This is a genomic window from Parageobacillus sp. KH3-4 (assembly GCF_022846435.1).
Classification (GTDB): Bacteria; Bacillota; Bacilli; order Bacillales; family Anoxybacillaceae; genus Parageobacillus; species Parageobacillus thermoglucosidasius_A.
In genome coordinates, this window is sequence record NZ_AP025627.1 from 65,419 (window position 1) to 82,516 (window position 17,098).

The following is a 17,098-nucleotide window of genomic DNA, read 5'->3' on the forward strand; positions in this document are numbered from 1 at the left end:
AGGAGAGGACGTATATGCGTTTAGATAAATTTTTAAAAGTTTCCCGTCTAATTAAACGCCGCACGTTAGCGAAAGAGGTAGCGGACCAAGGGCGCATCACGATTAACGGCGCTGTTGCGAAAGCAAGCTCGGCGGTGAAAGTGGGCGATGTATTGACGATTCAATTTGGACAGAAAAAGCTGACGGTGAAAGTGACTGATTTGAAGGAAACGACGAAAAAAGAGGAAGCAGCTAATTTGTATGAAGTGATTCGGGAAGAACGGATCGGTGCTGGAACGGAAGAATAACGCCCGCTTCATTTATGCGCAATAGGCTTGTTCTAAAATTCCCCCTGCATTCATACATATGATACAAATGCGGATAGGAAAAACTCGATTTCAATATGAATGCGGGGGATGAACATGAGCCAACATTATGATTTTGGAGGCAACACGAACAAAGGTCCTGTCCAGGAGCATGATGTCATTATGCGGGGGAGAAAACTTCTTGACATTACGGGAGTCAAACAAGTGGAAAGCTTTGATAATGAGGAATTTTTGCTTGAAACGGTGATGGGATTTTTATCGATTCGCGGGCAAAATTTGCAAATGAAAAATTTAGACGTGGATAAAGGGGTCGTTTCCATCAAAGGGAGAATTTTTGACCTCGTTTATTTAGATGACCATCAGGAGAAGGCTAAAGGATTCTTTAGCAAGTTGTTCAAATGAGTTTAACGACGCAGCTGGCGACAATGCTGGCGATGATTGGGATGGGCAGCTGGCTTGGCGCCGCGCTTGATACGTATAATCGCTTTTTACAGAGGCAGGACCGCAAACATTGGATCGTTTTTATGAATGACATTTTATTTTGGATTGTTCAAGGTCTTGTCATTTTTTACGTTTTACTGCTCGTCAATGAAGGCGAGCTGCGCTTTTACATTTTTTTAGCGATTTTGTGCGGATACGCCGCTTATCAAAGTTTGTTTCGTATCATATATTTAAAAGTACTCGAATGGGTGATTTCGCTCGCAACGCGGCTGTACCGCTTTTTCATCCGTTTATGCTATTACTTGATCGTTCGTCCGATTCAACTGTTTTTACAAACATTATTGGTGTTTTCGTTTTTCATATGGAAATCGTTTCTCTTTGTTCTTCGCATTTTGTACCAATGCATCAAGCTCTTGTTTGCTCCGGTCCGCTGGATTGGTTTTATAATTTGGAGGGGAATTCCGCAAAATTGGCAAGAGACGCTGAAAAATTTTTTCGGCCATTTAGCAGGAATTATTCGCCAAGTGAAGAATATGATTGTCAAATGGACGTTAAAATTGCGAAAATAAGAGTGGAGGTGCGAAAAGATGAACGTACCGCGTAGAACCAATGTAACAAAGTTGCAGTCTTCATACATATCCGCTCAGGAAGAAAAGAGGACGAAAGCGTCGAGGCGACGGCGGATCGCCATCGTTCGCTTTGTGTTTTTTGGCGCCTTATTAGCGTCGTTATCTTCGATATTTTTTTATACCCTCCACTCTCAATCGAAAGATATTGAAGCAAAATTAGCGGATAAAAAGCGGGTTGAACAGCAGTTAGACAAGCTCGAAAAGCAGCAGAAACAGCTGGAAGACGAAATTAAAAAATTGCATGATGACGAATATATCGCTGAGTTGGCGAGAAAAAAATATTATTTGTCGAAGGAAGGAGAAATTATTTTTGTTGTTCCCGAAAAGAAATCGGCCCCTTATGATGCCGATAAATTCGGGCATTGACCTTATTGACACTTGTTTTTTCCTTTCGTTATAATAAAGAAAATAATTTTGAAGTTTTTAAGGAGGAGCACTTTTTTTATGTCAATTGAAGTAGGCAGCAAGTTACAAGGCAAAGTAACGGGGATTACGAAGTTCGGAGCGTTTGTGGAGCTGCCAGAAGGTGTAACTGGGCTAGTTCATATTAGTGAGGTAGCGGATAATTACGTGAAGGATATTAACGATCATCTGAAAATTGGAGATGTCGTTAGCGTCAAAGTCATTAACGTCGAGAAAGACGGGAAAATCGGTCTATCCATTAAAAAAGCAAAAGACGCGCAGCCTTCGCAGCGCTCACGACATAAGGCCAATGATCGAGCCGCAAAAGAAAGCTTGGAGCAAAAAATCAGTCGCTTTCTCAAAGAAAGCGAAGATCGTCTAGCTTCCCTCAGACGTCATATGGAGTCGAAGCGGGGAGGTCGTGGCGCGAGACGTGGGTAACTTGCTGCTGAATGAATGTCGCGATGGATAAAAAGCGTCTATCTTCATGATAGATGCTTTTTCTTATTTTCAGCGGATAGCATGCTTTGCTTCCTTGGCCATAAGGGTGTCGGGAGGATTTTTTGAATTAAGCTCCGAATTGGTGCAAAAAGAAACAGCACAAAAGAGATTTTGTTTTCCGGAGATCTAAGTTCGCTGGACTGAAAAGCAGGATTTTGCACGATAATTACCACTTGTCCGCTTTTTCGGATCGAAGCGATGCGTTTCGCAATATTCGCTATGCCGGCGCTGCGCGCTGGCGATATGGAGCCAGGACGATGTGCTGGCTATACTATCAGCACGCGTTTTGGCGGAGGCGGATAATATGGAGAAAAACTATTGACAATAATATGTTCAATCAATTATTATAGAAAATGTTGTTGCGTGGCGGCGTAGCTCAGCTGGCTAGAGCGTACGGTTCATACCCGTGAGGTCGAGGGTTCGATTCCCTCCGCCGCTATCAAGAAGCGGCCCGTTGGTCAAGTGGTTAAGACACCGCCCTTTCACGGCGGTAACACGGGTTCGAATCCCGTACGGGTCACTAAAACGAGGATGTTTCGTGCAGAAACATCCTCGTTTTTTTGTATAGTTTGCGAGCTTATGACATGTGGTCAAGAAATACGTCGAACGGTTTTTTTGATCGCTTTTCTTTTTTTGACAAATTTCTGGCAATTAAAAATATATAATAGGGACAAAAGAAAGCAAAGGAGTCGATCGGAATGGAAAGAGTAGAAAAAAGGTTGATGGATCGAATTTCGGAAGTGCCTATCAATGAGACGCAAGCTATATTGTCGCGATGGACGCGCCATGTAAAATTGCGAATTGGGCACTTATTCATTCATAAGGGGTTTCTCCTTCTTATTATTGGTTTTTTGCTTGGACGAGCTCTTATTTTATCCAAGCTAACTCCGTTTGCTTTGCCGTTTTTTGCCGCTGTTTACATGTTGCGCCGCGATAAGGCGGCATTAGCATTTGTTGCGTTGCTTGCGGGCTCACTTACTCTATCATTTACGACAACGTTATTTGTTTTTGTCGGAATATTCGGTTTTATTATTGTAAACGCCTTTTTACGAAAGTTTTTTAGTGAATCAATCAAAATCGTGCCTTTTGTCATATTTTGCTTATCATTTTTTGCAAAATTAGTAATTCTGCGTTATTGGCTGAAAAACGAGACGTTATATGAAGCGGTGATGGCGTTTGTCGAGGCAGGGCTTGCATTTGTACTGACACTTATTTTTATCCAAAGCATTCCGCTGCTGGCGGTTCGCAAACATAAACAAGCGTTACGCGCAGAAGAAATTATTTCACTGATTATTTTAATTGCGTCCATGTTGACGGGGATGATCGGTTGGACGTTTTATGGACTTTCGCTCGAACATGTGATGTCTCGCTATCTCGTGTTAATTTTTGCGTTCGTGGCGGGGGCGACGATTGGCTCTACAGTCGGAGTGGTGACAGGGCTTATTTTAAGTTTGGCGAACGTCGGTAATTTGTACGAAATGAGTTTGTTGGCGTTTGCCGGCCTTTTAGGAGGTTTGTTAAAGGAAGGAAAGAAAGCCGGCGCGTCTTTCGGGCTGCTTGTCGCAACGTTGCTTATCGGTTTATACGGAAACGGCAAGGCGGAAATCGTTCCGACGGTGATGGAGTCGTGCTTGGCGATTATTTTATTTATATGTACGTCTCGTTCATTAACGGAAACAATCGCGAAACATATCCCCGGTACTGTAGAATATGCCAATGAACAGCAGCAATATGCCAGAAAAATTCGCGATGTAACGGCACAGCGCGTTTCGCAATTTTCCCACGTATTTCAAGCGTTGGCCAATAGTTTTTCGACGGAAAGCTTAATTTCCTCGGAAGACTACAATGAGCGAGAAATAGATTATTTTTTAAGCGACATTACGGGGAAAACGTGTCAAACTTGCTTTAAAAAAGAGCAATGTTGGTCAAGTCATTTTGATACAACATATGAATATATGAAGAAAATAATGCTAGAAGCGGATGCGGGAAAATTGGAACATAATCGCAAACTATTGCGAGAATGGGAGCGCCATTGCGTAAAAGCGGGCAAAGTGGTCGACATGATTGAAAAAGATGTGGCGCTTTATCGGGCAAATCGCAAAGTGCGCAGGCAAATGCATGAAAGCAGAAAGTTAGTTGCCGAACAACTGTTAGGTGTCTCGCAGGTGATGGAAGATTTTGCAAAGGAAATTCAGCGCGAACGTGAAAATCATTATTTGCAAGAAGAACAAATTTTTCACGCCTTGCAGGAGTTTGGAATGGAAATCGGCCATATCGACATTTATAGCTTGGAAAAAGGAAATATCGATATTGAAATGAGCGTTCCATATTGCGAAGGCCGCGGCGAATGTGAAAAATTGATTGCGCCGATGCTTTCGGACATTTTGGGAGAAACGATCGTGGTAAAGCGGGAAGAATGCGCCGTTTACCCGAACGGCTACTGCCGGGTAGCATTCGGCTCGGCGAGAGCGTTCGTCGTCGAAACGGGCGTGGCGTTTGCGGCGAAAGGCGGTGGACTTGTTTCAGGGGATAGCTATTCGATGATTGAACTTGGAACAGGAAAGTATGCGATTGCGATCAGCGATGGAATGGGAAATGGAGAACGCGCACATCACGAAAGCAACGAAACGCTGCGTCTTTTACAAAAGATTTTGCAAACAGGGATGGATGAATCGATCGCTATTAAATCCGTTAATTCCATTTTATCATTGCGGACGACAGAAGATATGTTTTCTACGCTGGATTTAGCCATTATTGATTTGCAAAACGCTGTGACAAAGTTTTTAAAAATTGGCTCCGCGCCGAGCTTTGTCAAGCGCGGGGATAAAGTCATGAAAATCGAGGCGAGCAATTTACCAATTGGAATTATTAAAGAAGTGGAATTTGAGATTGTCAGTGAACAATTAAAAGCAGGCGATTTGCTTATTATGATGAGCGATGGGGTGTTTGAAGGGCCGCCGCACGTGGAAAATCATGATCTATGGATGAAACGGAAAATTAAAGAATTGAAAACGAACGACCCGCAGGCAGTGGCGGATTTAATCATGGAGGAAGTAATCCGAAGCCGTTCCGGAAGAATTGAAGACGACATGACGGTAGTTGTCGCGAAAATCGAGCATAATACACCAAAATGGGCGACGATTCCAGCTTATATGTATACAAAAAAAGCACAATAGTGTATAAAATCCCCATCCTCCGGCGATGCTTGTAATACATTAGCTGAGGAGGGGATGAAAACATGCGTAGAGGAACATTGCGACAAATTTTACTTATTACGGATGGGTGTTCCAATCATGGCGAAGACCCGATTGCGATGGCTGCTTTGGCGAAAGAGCAAGGGATTACGGTGAATGTAATCGGTGTTCTCGACCAAGATACGATTGATGAAAGCGGGTTGCGTGAAATTGAAGGAATCGCTTTATCGGGAGGTGGAATTAGCCAAGTTGTTTATGCAAAACAACTGTCTCAAACAGTGCAAATGGTGACAAGGAAAGCGATGACGCAAACGCTCCAAGGGGTCGTGAACAAAGAATTGAAGCAAATATTGGGATCAGACATGTCGCTTGAAAATTTGCCCCCGGAAAAACGAGGCGAGGTGATGGAAGTCGTCGATGAGCTTGGGGAAACAGTGGAATTAGAAGTTTTAATATTAATAGATACGAGCGGAAGTATGAAAACGAAACTGCCGACGGTGAAAGAGGCGCTGCTTGATTTGTCCCTCAGCCTTAATGCGCGCATCGGCGATAATCGTTTTGCCGTATTTGTATTTCCTGGAAAACGAGGAAATGTCGAAAAAATTGTAGATTGGACGCCGAAAATGGAGGAGCTTTCCACCGTTTTTCCGAAATTGACATCGGGAGGCTTGACACCAACTGGACCAGCCTTGCGCGAAGCACTGACGTATTTTGAGAGAAAGCGCTCATTAAGGAGTCTGATCCGCGATGATGAATCATACTTTGAAGGATCTATGTAACCTTCGGGCCGGGACGGTCGTTACTGGAAAGTGGCATCATCAGTCGTACAAGCTGTTAAAACCGCTTGGACATGGAGCGAATGGGGTCGTTTATTTGGCGGAAAGCATGAAAGGAATTGTCGCGTTAAAGTTGAGCGATAATAGCGAAGCGGTGACATCGGAGGTCAATGTATTACGTCGGTTTTCCAAGGTCCAGGGAGTTACCCTTGGACCTTCTTTGCTAGATGTCGATGACTGGGTAACTCCTTTAATGAAGAAACATATTTCTTTTTATGTGATGGAATATATAAAAGGGGAAGATTTTTCCACATTTATTCGCAAACGCGGAAAAGAGTGGATAGTCATTCTTTTGTTGCAGCTTTTATCCGCGCTCGACAAACTTCATCAAGAAGGATGGGTATTTGGCGATTTGAAACCGGAAAATTTGTTGGTCGCAGGTCCGCCGCCGACGGTCCGCCTTCTTGATGTGGGAGGAACAACTTTACAAGGAAGAGCGATTAAAGAGTTTACCGAACTTTATGATCGCGGCTATTGGGGATTAGGATCACGGAAAGCAGAACCTTCGTATGATTTGTTTGCTGTGGCGATGATCATGATCCAGTCTTGCTGCCCGATAAAGTTGGAACGGAAGGGAGATGGGCGATGCCAGCTAATTTCCATCATTCAGGCAGATGTTATGTTACGGAAATATCAGACGGTATTAATGAAGGCGATCGACGGGAAGTATAAAAGAGCTTCCGAAATGAAGCAAGACTTGTTGGCCGTTATTCATCGTTCCGATCATTCCCATTCCAAGCAGCGAGCTTCCCAAAGAACGATTCAGAAATCACGACAAAGCAAAAAAAGAAAACGCGGAAAAGCGAAGGGGGTGTTGGAAACGGCGTTGATCATTGCCGTACTTTTATGTGTTTACGCAATATATGTATATCATCAAGTACTTCCTTGACAAATTTTTGTCGCTGTAGCGCTTATTTATTGATAAAATAATGGGCGGGATTTTTGAGAAAATATTGCAATAATGGTACGATGGAAATTAGAAATTACGTGATAAAAGAGGGTTTCTCCGAATGATTGCGGAAGTTTGCGAATTTATCAAAAAGCATGAGCTGCTCACACCGAATTCAACGGTCATTGTGGGGGTATCGGGAGGCCCCGATTCGCTGGCGTTGTTACATTTTTTTTGGTCGATTCGGCAAAAGTGGAATATCACATTGATCGCCGCTCACGTCGATCATATGTTTCGCGGGAAGCAGTCGGAAGAAGATATGAATTTTGTGAAACATTTTTGCCAAGCACGCGGTATTATATGTGAGGCGGCGCAAATTGATGTTCCCGCATTCCAGCGTCAGCTCAAATTAGGTGTGCAGGAGGCGGCGCGCCAATGCCGTTACCGTTTTTTTGGCGAACTGATGGAGAAATATAGAGCAGATTATTTGGCTTTAGGCCACCATGGCGATGATCAAGTCGAAACGATTTTAATGCGGCTTGTGCGCGGCAGCACTAGCAAGGGCTATGCCGGCATTCCGGTAAAACGCCCGTTTCACGGAGGATATATTATCCGCCCATTTTTGGCGATCAGCCGCGCCCATATTGATGCGTATTGTCAAAAACATCAAATTACGCCTCGCCATGACGATAGTAATGATAAAGACGATTATACGAGAAATCGGTTTCGCCATCATGTCATTCCATTTTTGAAAAAAGAAAACCCGCGTCTTCACGAGCGTTTTCAATCGTATAGCGAAATGGCGATGGAAGATGAATTATTTTTAGAGGAATTAGCGAAAGACGCGATGAATAAGGTAATGAAAAAACAAGATGATGCGATTGTGTTAAAAATTGAGCCGTTTCAGGCGATGCCAAAGCCTTTACAAAGAAGAGGGATTCAACTAATATTGAACTATCTTTATAAGGAAATCCCTTCTTCCCTTTCTTCTATACATATCCATAATTTATTGACGTTTTTAAATCGTGATCATCCTTCCGGAAGGTTAGACTTTCCGCACGGCTTGAAAGTCGTTCGTTCTTATGATTGTTGCTTGTTTACATTTCGAGAAGAAAAAGAAGATGCGAGTTATACATTCAAACTGGATATTCCGGCTGTATTGCCCCTCCCAAACGATCATGTAATCATTAGTGAAATTTGGGGACACTATCCGAAAGAACGGAGAGGAAACGATGTGTTCATTATTGATCCAGAAATAGTTCGTTTTCCGTTATGGGTGCGAACACGCCGCGCTGGTGACCGAATGACGTTGAAAGGGAAAAAAGGGACAAAGAAAATTAAGGAAATTTTCATCGAAGCGAAAATCCCTTTACACGAAAGAGACCGCTGGCCAATCGTTGAAGACGGGGAAGGAAATATTTTATGGGTTCCGAAGTTAAAAAAATCAAATTTTGAGGCAACAGATGTTACAAAAGCGCACTATATTGTATTACACTATAAAGAGCAATGAACAGCTAGGAGGAAAAAAAGATGGGGATGAAAGACGACATTCAAAAAATATTAATTACTGAACAACAAATTCAGGAAAAGGTAAAGGAATTAGGCAAAATGTTGACAGAAGAGTATGAGGGGCGTTTTCCGTTGGCGGTCGGCGTATTAAAAGGAGCAATGCCGTTTATGGCGGATTTGTTAAAGCATATCGATACATATTTGGAAATGGATTTTATGGATGTATCGAGTTATGGAAATGCCACGGTATCATCCGGCGAAGTGAAAATTTTAAAGGATTTAAATACTTCTGTGGAAGGGCGCGACATTTTAATTATTGAGGATATTATTGACAGTGGTTTAACGTTAAGCTATTTGGTCGATTTATTCCGTTACCGGAAAGCCAACTCCATTAAAATCGTTACGTTGTTAGATAAACCTTCCGGTCGTAAAACAAACATTCAGGCAGATTATACCGGGTTTATTGTTCCTGACGAGTTTGTCGTCGGTTATGGCTTGGACTATGGCGAAAAGTACCGTAATCTTCCTTATATCGGAGTGTTGAAACCAGAAGTGTACAATAAATAAAGTCGCTTTTCAAGCCGCTAACGAATTGTTTGTATTTATACAATTTTCTATGATACTATTGACTATAGTGTGTTTCATATGGGAGGAGGCAAGAAATGAATCGGATCTTCCGAAATACAATATTTTATTTATTGATTTTTCTCGTCGTCATCGGCGTAGTTAGCTTCTTCAACGGAAGCAATCAGCGGACGGAACCGATGACATACGATGCGTTTATGACCCATTTAGAAAATGGTGATGTGAAATCATTTTCCATGAAGCCGGAGCGCGGCGTGTATGAAATAAGAGGGCAGCTCAAATCGTACAGCGAGGATCAATACTTTTCCACTTATGTCATGAACAGCGATACGGTGTTGAATCGCATTGATGCTGCAGCGAAGCGAACGAGAGTGGAAGTGATGCCAGCGGATGAAACGAGCGGATGGGTTACCTTTTTCACCTCGATCATCCCGTTTGTGATTATTTTTATCTTGTTTTTCTTCTTGTTGAACCAAGCGCAAGGCGGCGGCAGCCGGGTAATGAACTTTGGGAAAAGCCGGGCGAAATTATACACGGACGATAAAAGAAAAGTTCGTTTCCGCGATGTTGCCGGTGCTGATGAAGAAAAACAAGAGCTTATCGAAATTGTTGAGTTTTTGAAAGATCCACGGAAGTTTGTCGAACTCGGTGCCCGCATTCCAAAAGGAGTGCTTCTTGTTGGGCCGCCTGGGACGGGGAAAACGTTGCTCGCGCGCGCGGTTGCTGGAGAAGCTGGCGTGCCGTTTTTCTCGATCAGCGGTTCGGATTTCGTGGAAATGTTCGTCGGTGTCGGTGCATCACGTGTGCGCGACTTGTTTGAAACGGCAAAAAAGAACGCGCCTTGTATCATTTTTATTGACGAAATTGACGCGGTTGGCCGGCAACGCGGTGCAGGTCTTGGCGGCGGACATGATGAACGCGAGCAAACGCTCAACCAATTGCTTGTAGAGATGGATGGTTTCAGCGGCAATGAAGGAATTATTATTATTGCGGCGACAAACCGCCCGGATATTTTAGATCCAGCGTTGTTACGTCCGGGCCGTTTTGACCGGCAAATTACGGTAGACCGCCCGGATGTGAAAGGCCGTGAAGCGGTATTGCGCGTACATGCTCGCAATAAGCCGCTCGATGAGTCCGTTGATTTAAAAGCGATTGCGATGCGCACGCCGGGTTTTTCCGGTGCGGATTTGGAAAACTTGCTGAACGAGGCGGCGCTTGTTGCAGCGCGACGGAATAAAAAGAAAATTGACATGAGTGACATTGATGAGGCGACAGACCGTGTCATTGCCGGGCCGGCAAAGAAAAGCCGCGTTATTTCGGAAAAAGAGCGGCGCATTGTGGCGTACCATGAAGCAGGGCATACCGTTATTGGCATGGTGCTCGATGATGCGGAAATGGTGCATAAAGTAACGATCGTTCCGCGTGGTCAAGCGGGAGGCTATGCAGTGATGCTTCCGAAAGAAGATCGTTATTTTATGACAAAGCCGGAACTAATGGACAAAATTACCGGTCTATTAGGTGGCCGCGTCGCAGAAGAAATTGTCTTTAACGAAGTGAGCACAGGGGCGCATAACGACTTCCAACGCGCGACGAACATTGCTCGCCGCATGGTTACCGAGTTTGGGATGAGCGAGAAGCTTGGCCCGTTACAATTTGGACAGCCGAGTGGGCAAGTATTTTTAGGGCGCGACTTGCACAATGAGCAAAATTACAGCGATAAAATCGCGTATGAAATCGATTTGGAAATTCAACGGATTATTAAAGAATGTTATGAAAAAGCGAAAAACATTTTAACACAATATAGAGACAAATTGGAGTTAATCGCCACTACGCTTCTAGAAGTGGAAACATTGGATGCGGAACAAATTAAACATTTATTCGAACACGGAAAATTGCCAAAACGCGATGAAAGTAATGACAATAACGATAATGATGATCATGACAATGATGTAAAAATAAATATTCAAAAGAAAGATGAGTAAGATAAGATGTCTCTTTATAGGGGCATCTTTTTTTATCAGATAAGCGACAAGATATGGTATGATGTAGGAAGTAACAATGGTGAAAAGTGGGGATGAAACGATGATTTTTGTCTTAGACGTCGGTAATACAAATACGGTGTTAGGGGTATATGATGGAGATGAATTAAAACATCATTGGCGCATTGAAACGAGCCGCGGCAAAACGGAAGATGAATACGGCATGATGATCAAGGCGTTATTGAACCACGTCGGACTTCAGTTTTCCGATATTGATGGCATTATTATTTCTTCGGTTGTGCCGCCGATTATGTTTGCGCTTGAACGGATGTGCTTAAAATATTTCCATATTAAGCCGATTATCGTCGGTCCGGGGATTAAAACAGGCCTCGACATTAAATACGATAACCCGCGGGAAGTAGGCGCGGACCGAATCGTCAACGCGGTTGCCGGCATTCATTTATATGGTAGCCCCCTTATCATCGTCGATTTTGGCACAGCGACAACGTATTGTTATATTAACGAACATAAACAATATATGGGAGGGGCGATCGCTCCGGGAATTATGATTTCTACAGAGGCGTTGTTTGCACGAGCCGCGAAATTGCCGCGCATTGAAATCGCCCGACCGGATGATATTATCGGGAAAAATACCGTTAGCGCAATGCAGGCTGGAATTTTATACGGATACGTTGGGCAGGTGGAAGGCATTGTCTCGCGGATGAAAGCAAAAAGCCCTGTTCCGCCAAAAGTGATAGCGACAGGTGGATTGGCTTCTTTAATTGCCAGCGAATCGGATGTCATTGATATTGTTGATCCATTTTTGACGTTAACGGGCTTGAAAATTTTATATGAGAAAAACGTTGATAAAAAACAATGAAAGGTTGAGTTCGTATGTCAGACTACTTAGTAAAGGCTTTAGCGTATGATGGACAAGTAAGAGCGTATGCTGCTCGAACAACAAATACGGTTAGCGAGGCGCAGCGCCGCCACCAAACATGGCCGACTGCTTCCGCGGCGCTTGGCCGGGCGATTACGGCGGGAGTCATGATGGGAGCCATGTTAAAAGGAGATGATAAATTAACGATTAAAATTGATGGCGGCGGTCCGATTGGCACCATCCTCGTCGACAGCAACGCCAAGGGAGAGGTACGTGGATACGTCACAAATCCACACGTCCACTTTGATTTAAACCAACATGGAAAATTAGACGTGGCAAAAGCGGTAGGCAAAAATGGCATGTTAACGGTCGTGAAAGACCTAGGATTGCGTGATTTCTTTACAGGGCAAGTGCCGATTGTCTCGGGAGAACTTGGTGAAGATTTTACGTATTATTTTGCTTCTTCTGAACAAGTTCCATCTTCTGTCGGCGTCGGTGTACTTGTCAATCCCGACAACACGATATTGGCGGCGGGAGGCTTTATCATCCAGCTGATGCCGGGAACGGAAGAGAAGACAATTGATCAGATTGAAAAACGCTTGCGGACTATTCCACCCGTCTCGAAAATGGTAGAAAATGGATTAACACCGGAAGAGATTTTGGAAGAACTGCTTGGAAAGGGAAATGTCAAAGTGCTAGAAACGCTTCCAGTCGCGTTTGTTTGCCGCTGTTCACGAGAGCGAATTGCTGATGCGTTGATCAGCTTAGGCGCGCAGGAAATTCAAGACATTATCGACAAAGAAGGGCACGCTGAAGCGTCATGCCATTTCTGCAATGAAACGTACCATTTCAGCAAAGAGGAGCTCCAGCAGCTGAAACAGATTGCAGATGCGAAAGAAGAATAAAAAGTTTAAAAAGATCAAAATGATTGACAATTAAGCTAATAATTGATACATTGGAGACAAATTCGATAAAATTAATCGGGATTAGGGGTGGAAACATGGCAAGAACAGTAAACTCCGTAACAGAATTGATCGGTGATACGCCGGCGGTGAAACTAAACCGCATTGTCGATGAAGACAGTGCCGACGTTTATCTAAAACTCGAATTTATGAACCCAGGAAGCAGCGTCAAAGACCGGATTGCCTTGGCGATGATTGAAGCAGCGGAAAAAGAGGGAAAAATAAAACCTGGCGACACGATTGTCGAGCCGACAAGCGGAAATACAGGAATTGGACTGGCAATGGTCGCGGCGGCGAAAGGATATAAAGCGATTTTAGTCATGCCGGATACGATGAGCTTAGAGCGCCGCAATTTATTACGCGCATACGGCGCCGAATTAGTGCTTACACCGGGAAGCCAAGGGATGCGCGGCGCGATTGCAAAAGCAGAAGAATTGGTAAAAGAGCATGGCTATTTTATGCCGCAGCAATTTAAAAACGAGGCAAACCCGGAAATCCACCGGTTAACGACGGGAAAAGAAATTGTTGAGCAAATGGGCGACCAATTGGACGCATTTATTGCCGGCGTTGGTACTGGCGGAACGATTACTGGTGCGGGACAAGTGCTTCGCGAAAAATATCCAAACATTAAAATTTATGCGGTAGAGCCTGCTGATTCGCCGGTATTATCGGGCGGAAAACCAGGTCCTCATAAAATTCAAGGAATCGGTGCTGGATTTGTGCCGGACATTTTAGATACAAGCATTTATGATGGAGTCATTACCGTTACGACAGAAGAAGCGTTCGCTGCTGCCCGCCGCGCTGCCCGCGAAGAAGGAATTCTTGGCGGAATTTCTTCTGGCGCCGCTATTCATGCTGCATTAAAAGTCGCTAAACAACTTGGCAAAGGGAAAAAAGTGTTGGCGATTATCCCAAGTAACGGTGAACGCTACTTAAGCACTCCACTTTACCAATTCGATGAATAATCATGCGATTTCGACAGGGAGAAGGTCCCTGTCGAAATTTATTTTTGTAATGATATGTTTTGCGACTCATTGTACAATAAAAATATGCAATGGTCGAAAATAAGGAGTGACGTCGTTGTGCGGAAATGGGGAAATAGAAGGAGGCGAACGCTTCCTTACTTGAACCGTGATTGGTTTCGGCAATATAAAGCGCTTGCTGCTCGCGAGCCGTATCATGTTTTGCTAGAAAGCGGTCAAGGCGGGCGCTACAGCATTATCGGTTTAACTCCTGCGGGTGTCATTCAAGCGAAAGAAAATCAGCTCTTTATTTCTTATCGCGGTGAAGAGAAGCGGTATGAAGGGAATCCGCTATTATCGCTCAAACAATGGTTCGCGCAATTTCCGCTTCACTTTTCCAAAAGCGAACTGCCTTTTCAAGGCGGAGCGATTGGTTATATCAGCTATGACTGTGCGAGATATATTGAGAAAATCCCTTCATATGCACAAGACGATTTGCAGCTTCCATCGATGTACTTTCTCATTTTTGACGATGTATTCGTGTACGATCACCAAAAGCAGTTGCTGCATATGATTGTTCATTACGCGGACGGCGAAGAACTGGAAGCGGAACGGCGCCTTTCTTTTTATGAGTCACGTTGGTTAGAAGCGAAGAAACGCGATGACGAATGGGCGTTTCAAAAACGAGACACCAACCCATCGGTGTCGATGACAAAAGAGGATTTTGTCGAAGCGGTCCAAAAAGTACAGCAATATATTGCCCAAGGCGATGTGTTTCAAGTGAATTTATCCGTGCGGCAATCGAGGCCATTGTTGACGCATCCATTTCATATTTATGAACAATTGCGCGTTATTAATCCGTCTCCATACATGGCGTACATCCACTTTCCGGAGTTTCAAATCGTCAGCGGTTCGCCTGAATTGCTTGTCAAAAAGCGCGGAGATGACATTAGCACAAGGCCGATTGCCGGAACGCGCTCACGCGGGAAGACAAAGGAAGAAGACAGATGGCTGGCAACCAAGCTTCTTTCTAGCGAAAAAGAAATAGCAGAACATGCGATGCTTGTCGATTTGGAGCGCAATGATCTGGGACGTGTATGCCAATATGGTACGGTAAAAGTAGACGAATGGATGACAATTGAACGTTATTCGCACGTTATGCATATCGTGTCCCATGTGTCAGGAAAATTAAAGCAAGGAAAAGATGCGTTTGATTGTTTACAAGCGATGTTTCCTGGCGGCACAATTACTGGAGCTCCAAAAGTACGGACAATGGAAATTATCGAAGAGCTTGAGCCGGTACGTCGTGGCATATATACCGGTTCCATCGGATGGATTAGCTTCGATGGCGATATGGAATTCAACATTGCGATTCGCACAATGATTGCCAAAGATGGAATCGCGCATGTGCAAGCAGGGGCAGGGATTGTCATCGATTCCCATCCCGAACATGAATATCGCGAATGTTTGAAAAAGGCGGCGGCCCTTTGGAAAGCAAAAGAGCTGAGCGAAGCGGAGAAACCATTAAGAGTATGAGGTGAGACAAGATGATGCTTATGATTGATAATTACGATTCTTTTACATACAATTTAGTTCAATATTTGGGGGTATTGGGGGAAGAATTAGTCGTAAAACGGAACGATGAAATTACGGTTAAGGGCATAGAGGCATTAAGTCCTGATTTTCTGATGATCTCCCCTGGTCCCTGCACTCCGAATGAAGCTGGCGTCAGCATAGAAGCGATCGAATATTTTGCAGGGAAAATCCCGATTTTTGGGGTTTGCCTCGGCCATCAGGCGATTGCGCAAGCATTCGGCGGAAAAGTCGTTCGCGCTGACCGTTTAATGCATGGGAAAACATCGCAAATTTTCCATGACGGAAAAACCGTTTTCGCTAATATTCCCAGCCCGTTTACAGCCACTCGTTACCATTCTCTTATCGTTGAAAAAGAGACGCTGCCGGATTGTTTTGAAATTTCCGCGTGGACGGAAGAAAACGAAATTATGGCGATTCGCCATAAAACATTGCCGGTTGAAGGGGTTCAGTTTCATCCGGAGTCGATTATGACAAGCCATGGGATGAAGCTGCTGGAGAACTTTATCCAAACGCATAAAAGGGTTCGATAACTGTATGTATGTATATGTTAATGGAGAAGTCGTTCATAAAGATGAAGCGCGTATTTCGCCGTTTGACCACGGTTTTTTATACGGGCTTGGTGTATTTGAAACGTTTCGCACGTACGATGGCCATCCGTTTTTGTTAGACGACCATTTGGAGCGGTTGAATCATAGCCTGCGGGAGATGAATATCGCCAAATCTTTTACTCGCTGTGAAGTGATGGAAATACTTCATCGTCTTTTGGAAGCAAATCGGTTGAAAAACGCTTATGTCCGCTTAAATGTTTCAGCAGGCGTCGGGGATATTGGCTTGCAAACAAGCGAGTATGATCAACCAACGGTCATTATGTACATGAAGCCGCTTTTGGCTCCTTCCTTTTCAAAAGGAAAAATCGGTATAGTTTTAAAAACGAGACGAAACACGCCAGAGGGAAAAGAACGGCTAAAGTCCCATCATTATTTGAACAATATTATCGGCAAACGGGAAGTCGGCAGCCGTACCGATGTGGAAGGCATTTTTTTGAATGAACAAGGATATGTTGCCGAGGGAATTGTCTCGAATATTTTTTGGGTAAAAAACGGCACGGTATACACTCCAGCGATTCATGTGGGAATTTTAAACGGAGTGACAAGACAATTTGTGATTGCGCTGTTGAACGCGCTAAAAATCGAATGTCAAGAAGGTTTTTATACACTCGATCATCTGCGACAAGCGGACGAAATATTTGTGACCAATTCTATCCAAGAAATCGTCCCTATTTATCAAATGGATGGTCGTGCTTATCAAGGGGCTAATGGGCCAGTCACTTCATTATTGCAGAAGCATTACAAGCATTTCACATCATTTTTATGGACAAAATATGAGTTGGTAGAAAGGATGGAATGAACGTTGGCTACAACCAATATC

General features: G+C 43.9%; 17 protein-coding genes and 2 tRNA genes. All 19 read left to right on the forward strand.

Annotated elements, in window-relative coordinates:
* Window positions 1–14: 14 nt before the first annotated feature.
* The 19 genes from MWM02_RS00325 (at window position 15) to pabC (ending at window position 17,077) form a co-directional block, all read left to right on the forward strand.
* Window positions 15–287 carry an RNA-binding S4 domain-containing protein gene (locus MWM02_RS00325; protein ID WP_244402724.1) on the forward strand — a complete coding sequence of 91 codons (273 nt, stop codon included), beginning with the start codon at window positions 15–17 and terminating at the stop codon, window positions 285–287.
* 114 nt (window positions 288–401) lie between these two features.
* The gene (gene yabP / locus MWM02_RS00330; protein ID WP_064550640.1) at window positions 402–707 is read left to right on the forward strand and encodes a sporulation protein YabP; all 306 of its coding nucleotides are present in this window, start codon (window positions 402–404) and stop codon (window positions 705–707) included.
* Window positions 704–1,315, forward strand: coding sequence for a spore cortex biosynthesis protein YabQ (gene yabQ / locus MWM02_RS00335; RefSeq protein WP_064550639.1), 612 nt, complete (start codon window positions 704–706; stop codon window positions 1,313–1,315). Before yabP ends, yabQ begins: the two co-directional genes overlap by 4 nt.
* Window positions 1,316–1,333: 18 nt before the next feature.
* Window positions 1,334–1,741 (forward strand): FtsB family cell division protein, encoded by a 408-nt coding sequence (locus MWM02_RS00340; RefSeq protein ID WP_244402725.1) that lies wholly within the window; start codon window positions 1,334–1,336, stop codon window positions 1,739–1,741.
* A gap of 78 nt (window positions 1,742–1,819) precedes the next feature.
* Window positions 1,820–2,218 carry a S1 domain-containing RNA-binding protein gene (locus MWM02_RS00345; protein WP_064550637.1) on the forward strand — a complete coding sequence of 133 codons (399 nt, stop codon included), beginning with the start codon at window positions 1,820–1,822 and terminating at the stop codon, window positions 2,216–2,218.
* Between the two features lie 425 nt (window positions 2,219–2,643).
* Window positions 2,644–2,717, forward strand: a tRNA-Met gene (locus MWM02_RS00350).
* A gap of 9 nt (window positions 2,718–2,726) precedes the next feature.
* Window positions 2,727–2,798 (forward strand) — tRNA-Glu (locus MWM02_RS00355).
* Window positions 2,799–2,976: 178 nt separating this feature from the next.
* Window positions 2,977–5,454, forward strand: coding sequence for a stage II sporulation protein E (gene spoIIE, locus MWM02_RS00360; protein WP_244402726.1), 2,478 nt, complete (start codon window positions 2,977–2,979; stop codon window positions 5,452–5,454).
* Between the two features lie 62 nt (window positions 5,455–5,516).
* A complete protein-coding gene (locus tag MWM02_RS00365) occupies window positions 5,517–6,251 on the forward strand; it encodes a VWA domain-containing protein (RefSeq protein WP_064550635.1) in 735 nt (244 codons plus the stop codon).
* The gene (locus MWM02_RS00370) at window positions 6,220–7,197 is read left to right on the forward strand and encodes a protein kinase domain-containing protein (RefSeq protein ID WP_064550634.1); all 978 of its coding nucleotides are present in this window, start codon (window positions 6,220–6,222) and stop codon (window positions 7,195–7,197) included. The genes MWM02_RS00365 and MWM02_RS00370 overlap by 32 nt, the downstream gene beginning before the upstream one ends.
* A gap of 121 nt (window positions 7,198–7,318) precedes the next feature.
* Window positions 7,319–8,707, forward strand: a complete 1,389-nt coding sequence (gene tilS, locus MWM02_RS00375; protein WP_244402727.1) for a tRNA lysidine(34) synthetase TilS — start codon at window positions 7,319–7,321, stop codon at window positions 8,705–8,707.
* 20 nt (window positions 8,708–8,727) lie between these two features.
* Complete coding sequence (gene hpt, locus MWM02_RS00380; protein ID WP_064550632.1) at window positions 8,728–9,273, forward strand: hypoxanthine phosphoribosyltransferase; 546 nt, start codon at window positions 8,728–8,730, stop codon at window positions 9,271–9,273.
* Between the two features lie 95 nt (window positions 9,274–9,368).
* Window positions 9,369–11,273: an ATP-dependent zinc metalloprotease FtsH gene (ftsH, locus tag MWM02_RS00385; protein ID WP_064550631.1), complete on the forward strand. Its 1,905-nt coding sequence runs from the start codon at window positions 9,369–9,371 to the stop codon at window positions 11,271–11,273.
* Between the two features lie 100 nt (window positions 11,274–11,373).
* A complete protein-coding gene (locus MWM02_RS00390; RefSeq protein WP_244403573.1) occupies window positions 11,374–12,150 on the forward strand; it encodes a type III pantothenate kinase in 777 nt (258 codons plus the stop codon).
* A 14-nt stretch (window positions 12,151–12,164) separates the two neighbouring features.
* Window positions 12,165–13,055 (forward strand): Hsp33 family molecular chaperone HslO, encoded by an 891-nt coding sequence (gene hslO, locus MWM02_RS00395; protein WP_244402728.1) that lies wholly within the window; start codon window positions 12,165–12,167, stop codon window positions 13,053–13,055.
* Window positions 13,056–13,150: 95 nt separating this feature from the next.
* A complete protein-coding gene (gene cysK / locus MWM02_RS00400) occupies window positions 13,151–14,077 on the forward strand; it encodes a cysteine synthase A (RefSeq protein ID WP_064550629.1) in 927 nt (308 codons plus the stop codon).
* A 117-nt stretch (window positions 14,078–14,194) separates the two neighbouring features.
* Window positions 14,195–15,610 carry an anthranilate synthase component I gene (gene trpE / locus MWM02_RS00405; protein ID WP_481861656.1) on the forward strand — a complete coding sequence of 472 codons (1,416 nt, stop codon included), beginning with the start codon at window positions 14,195–14,197 and terminating at the stop codon, window positions 15,608–15,610.
* 11 nt (window positions 15,611–15,621) lie between these two features.
* The gene (gene pabA, locus MWM02_RS00410) at window positions 15,622–16,200 is read left to right on the forward strand and encodes an aminodeoxychorismate/anthranilate synthase component II (RefSeq protein ID WP_244402729.1); all 579 of its coding nucleotides are present in this window, start codon (window positions 15,622–15,624) and stop codon (window positions 16,198–16,200) included.
* Between the two features lie 4 nt (window positions 16,201–16,204).
* Complete coding sequence (gene pabC, locus MWM02_RS00415; protein WP_244402730.1) at window positions 16,205–17,077, forward strand: aminodeoxychorismate lyase; 873 nt, start codon at window positions 16,205–16,207, stop codon at window positions 17,075–17,077.
* The last annotated feature ends 21 nt before the right edge of the window (window positions 17,078–17,098 follow it).

Excerpts from the sequence above, each read along its gene's own strand:
- MWM02_RS00325 (WP_244402724.1), top strand. The coding sequence starts at position 15 with ATGCGTTTAGATAAATTTTTAAAAGTTTCCCGTCTAATTAAACGCCGC.
- yabP (WP_064550640.1), top strand. The coding sequence starts at position 402 with ATGAGCCAACATTATGATTTTGGAGGCAACACGAACAAAGGTCCTGTC.
- yabQ (WP_064550639.1), top strand. The coding sequence starts at position 704 with ATGAGTTTAACGACGCAGCTGGCGACAATGCTGGCGATGATTGGGATG.
- MWM02_RS00340 (WP_244402725.1), top strand. The coding sequence starts at position 1,334 with ATGAACGTACCGCGTAGAACCAATGTAACAAAGTTGCAGTCTTCATAC.
- MWM02_RS00345 (WP_064550637.1), top strand. The coding sequence starts at position 1,820 with ATGTCAATTGAAGTAGGCAGCAAGTTACAAGGCAAAGTAACGGGGATT.
- spoIIE (WP_244402726.1), top strand. The coding sequence starts at position 2,977 with ATGGAAAGAGTAGAAAAAAGGTTGATGGATCGAATTTCGGAAGTGCCT.
- MWM02_RS00365 (WP_064550635.1), top strand. The coding sequence starts at position 5,517 with ATGCGTAGAGGAACATTGCGACAAATTTTACTTATTACGGATGGGTGT.
- MWM02_RS00370 (WP_064550634.1), top strand. The coding sequence starts at position 6,220 with ATGATGAATCATACTTTGAAGGATCTATGTAACCTTCGGGCCGGGACG.
- tilS (WP_244402727.1), top strand. The coding sequence starts at position 7,319 with ATGATTGCGGAAGTTTGCGAATTTATCAAAAAGCATGAGCTGCTCACA.
- hpt (WP_064550632.1), top strand. The coding sequence starts at position 8,728 with ATGGGGATGAAAGACGACATTCAAAAAATATTAATTACTGAACAACAA.
- ftsH (WP_064550631.1), top strand. The coding sequence starts at position 9,369 with ATGAATCGGATCTTCCGAAATACAATATTTTATTTATTGATTTTTCTC.
- MWM02_RS00390 (WP_244403573.1), top strand. The coding sequence starts at position 11,374 with ATGATTTTTGTCTTAGACGTCGGTAATACAAATACGGTGTTAGGGGTA.
- hslO (WP_244402728.1), top strand. The coding sequence starts at position 12,165 with ATGTCAGACTACTTAGTAAAGGCTTTAGCGTATGATGGACAAGTAAGA.
- cysK (WP_064550629.1), top strand. The coding sequence starts at position 13,151 with ATGGCAAGAACAGTAAACTCCGTAACAGAATTGATCGGTGATACGCCG.
- pabA (WP_244402729.1), top strand. The coding sequence starts at position 15,622 with ATGATGCTTATGATTGATAATTACGATTCTTTTACATACAATTTAGTT.
- pabC (WP_244402730.1), top strand. The coding sequence starts at position 16,205 with ATGTATGTATATGTTAATGGAGAAGTCGTTCATAAAGATGAAGCGCGT.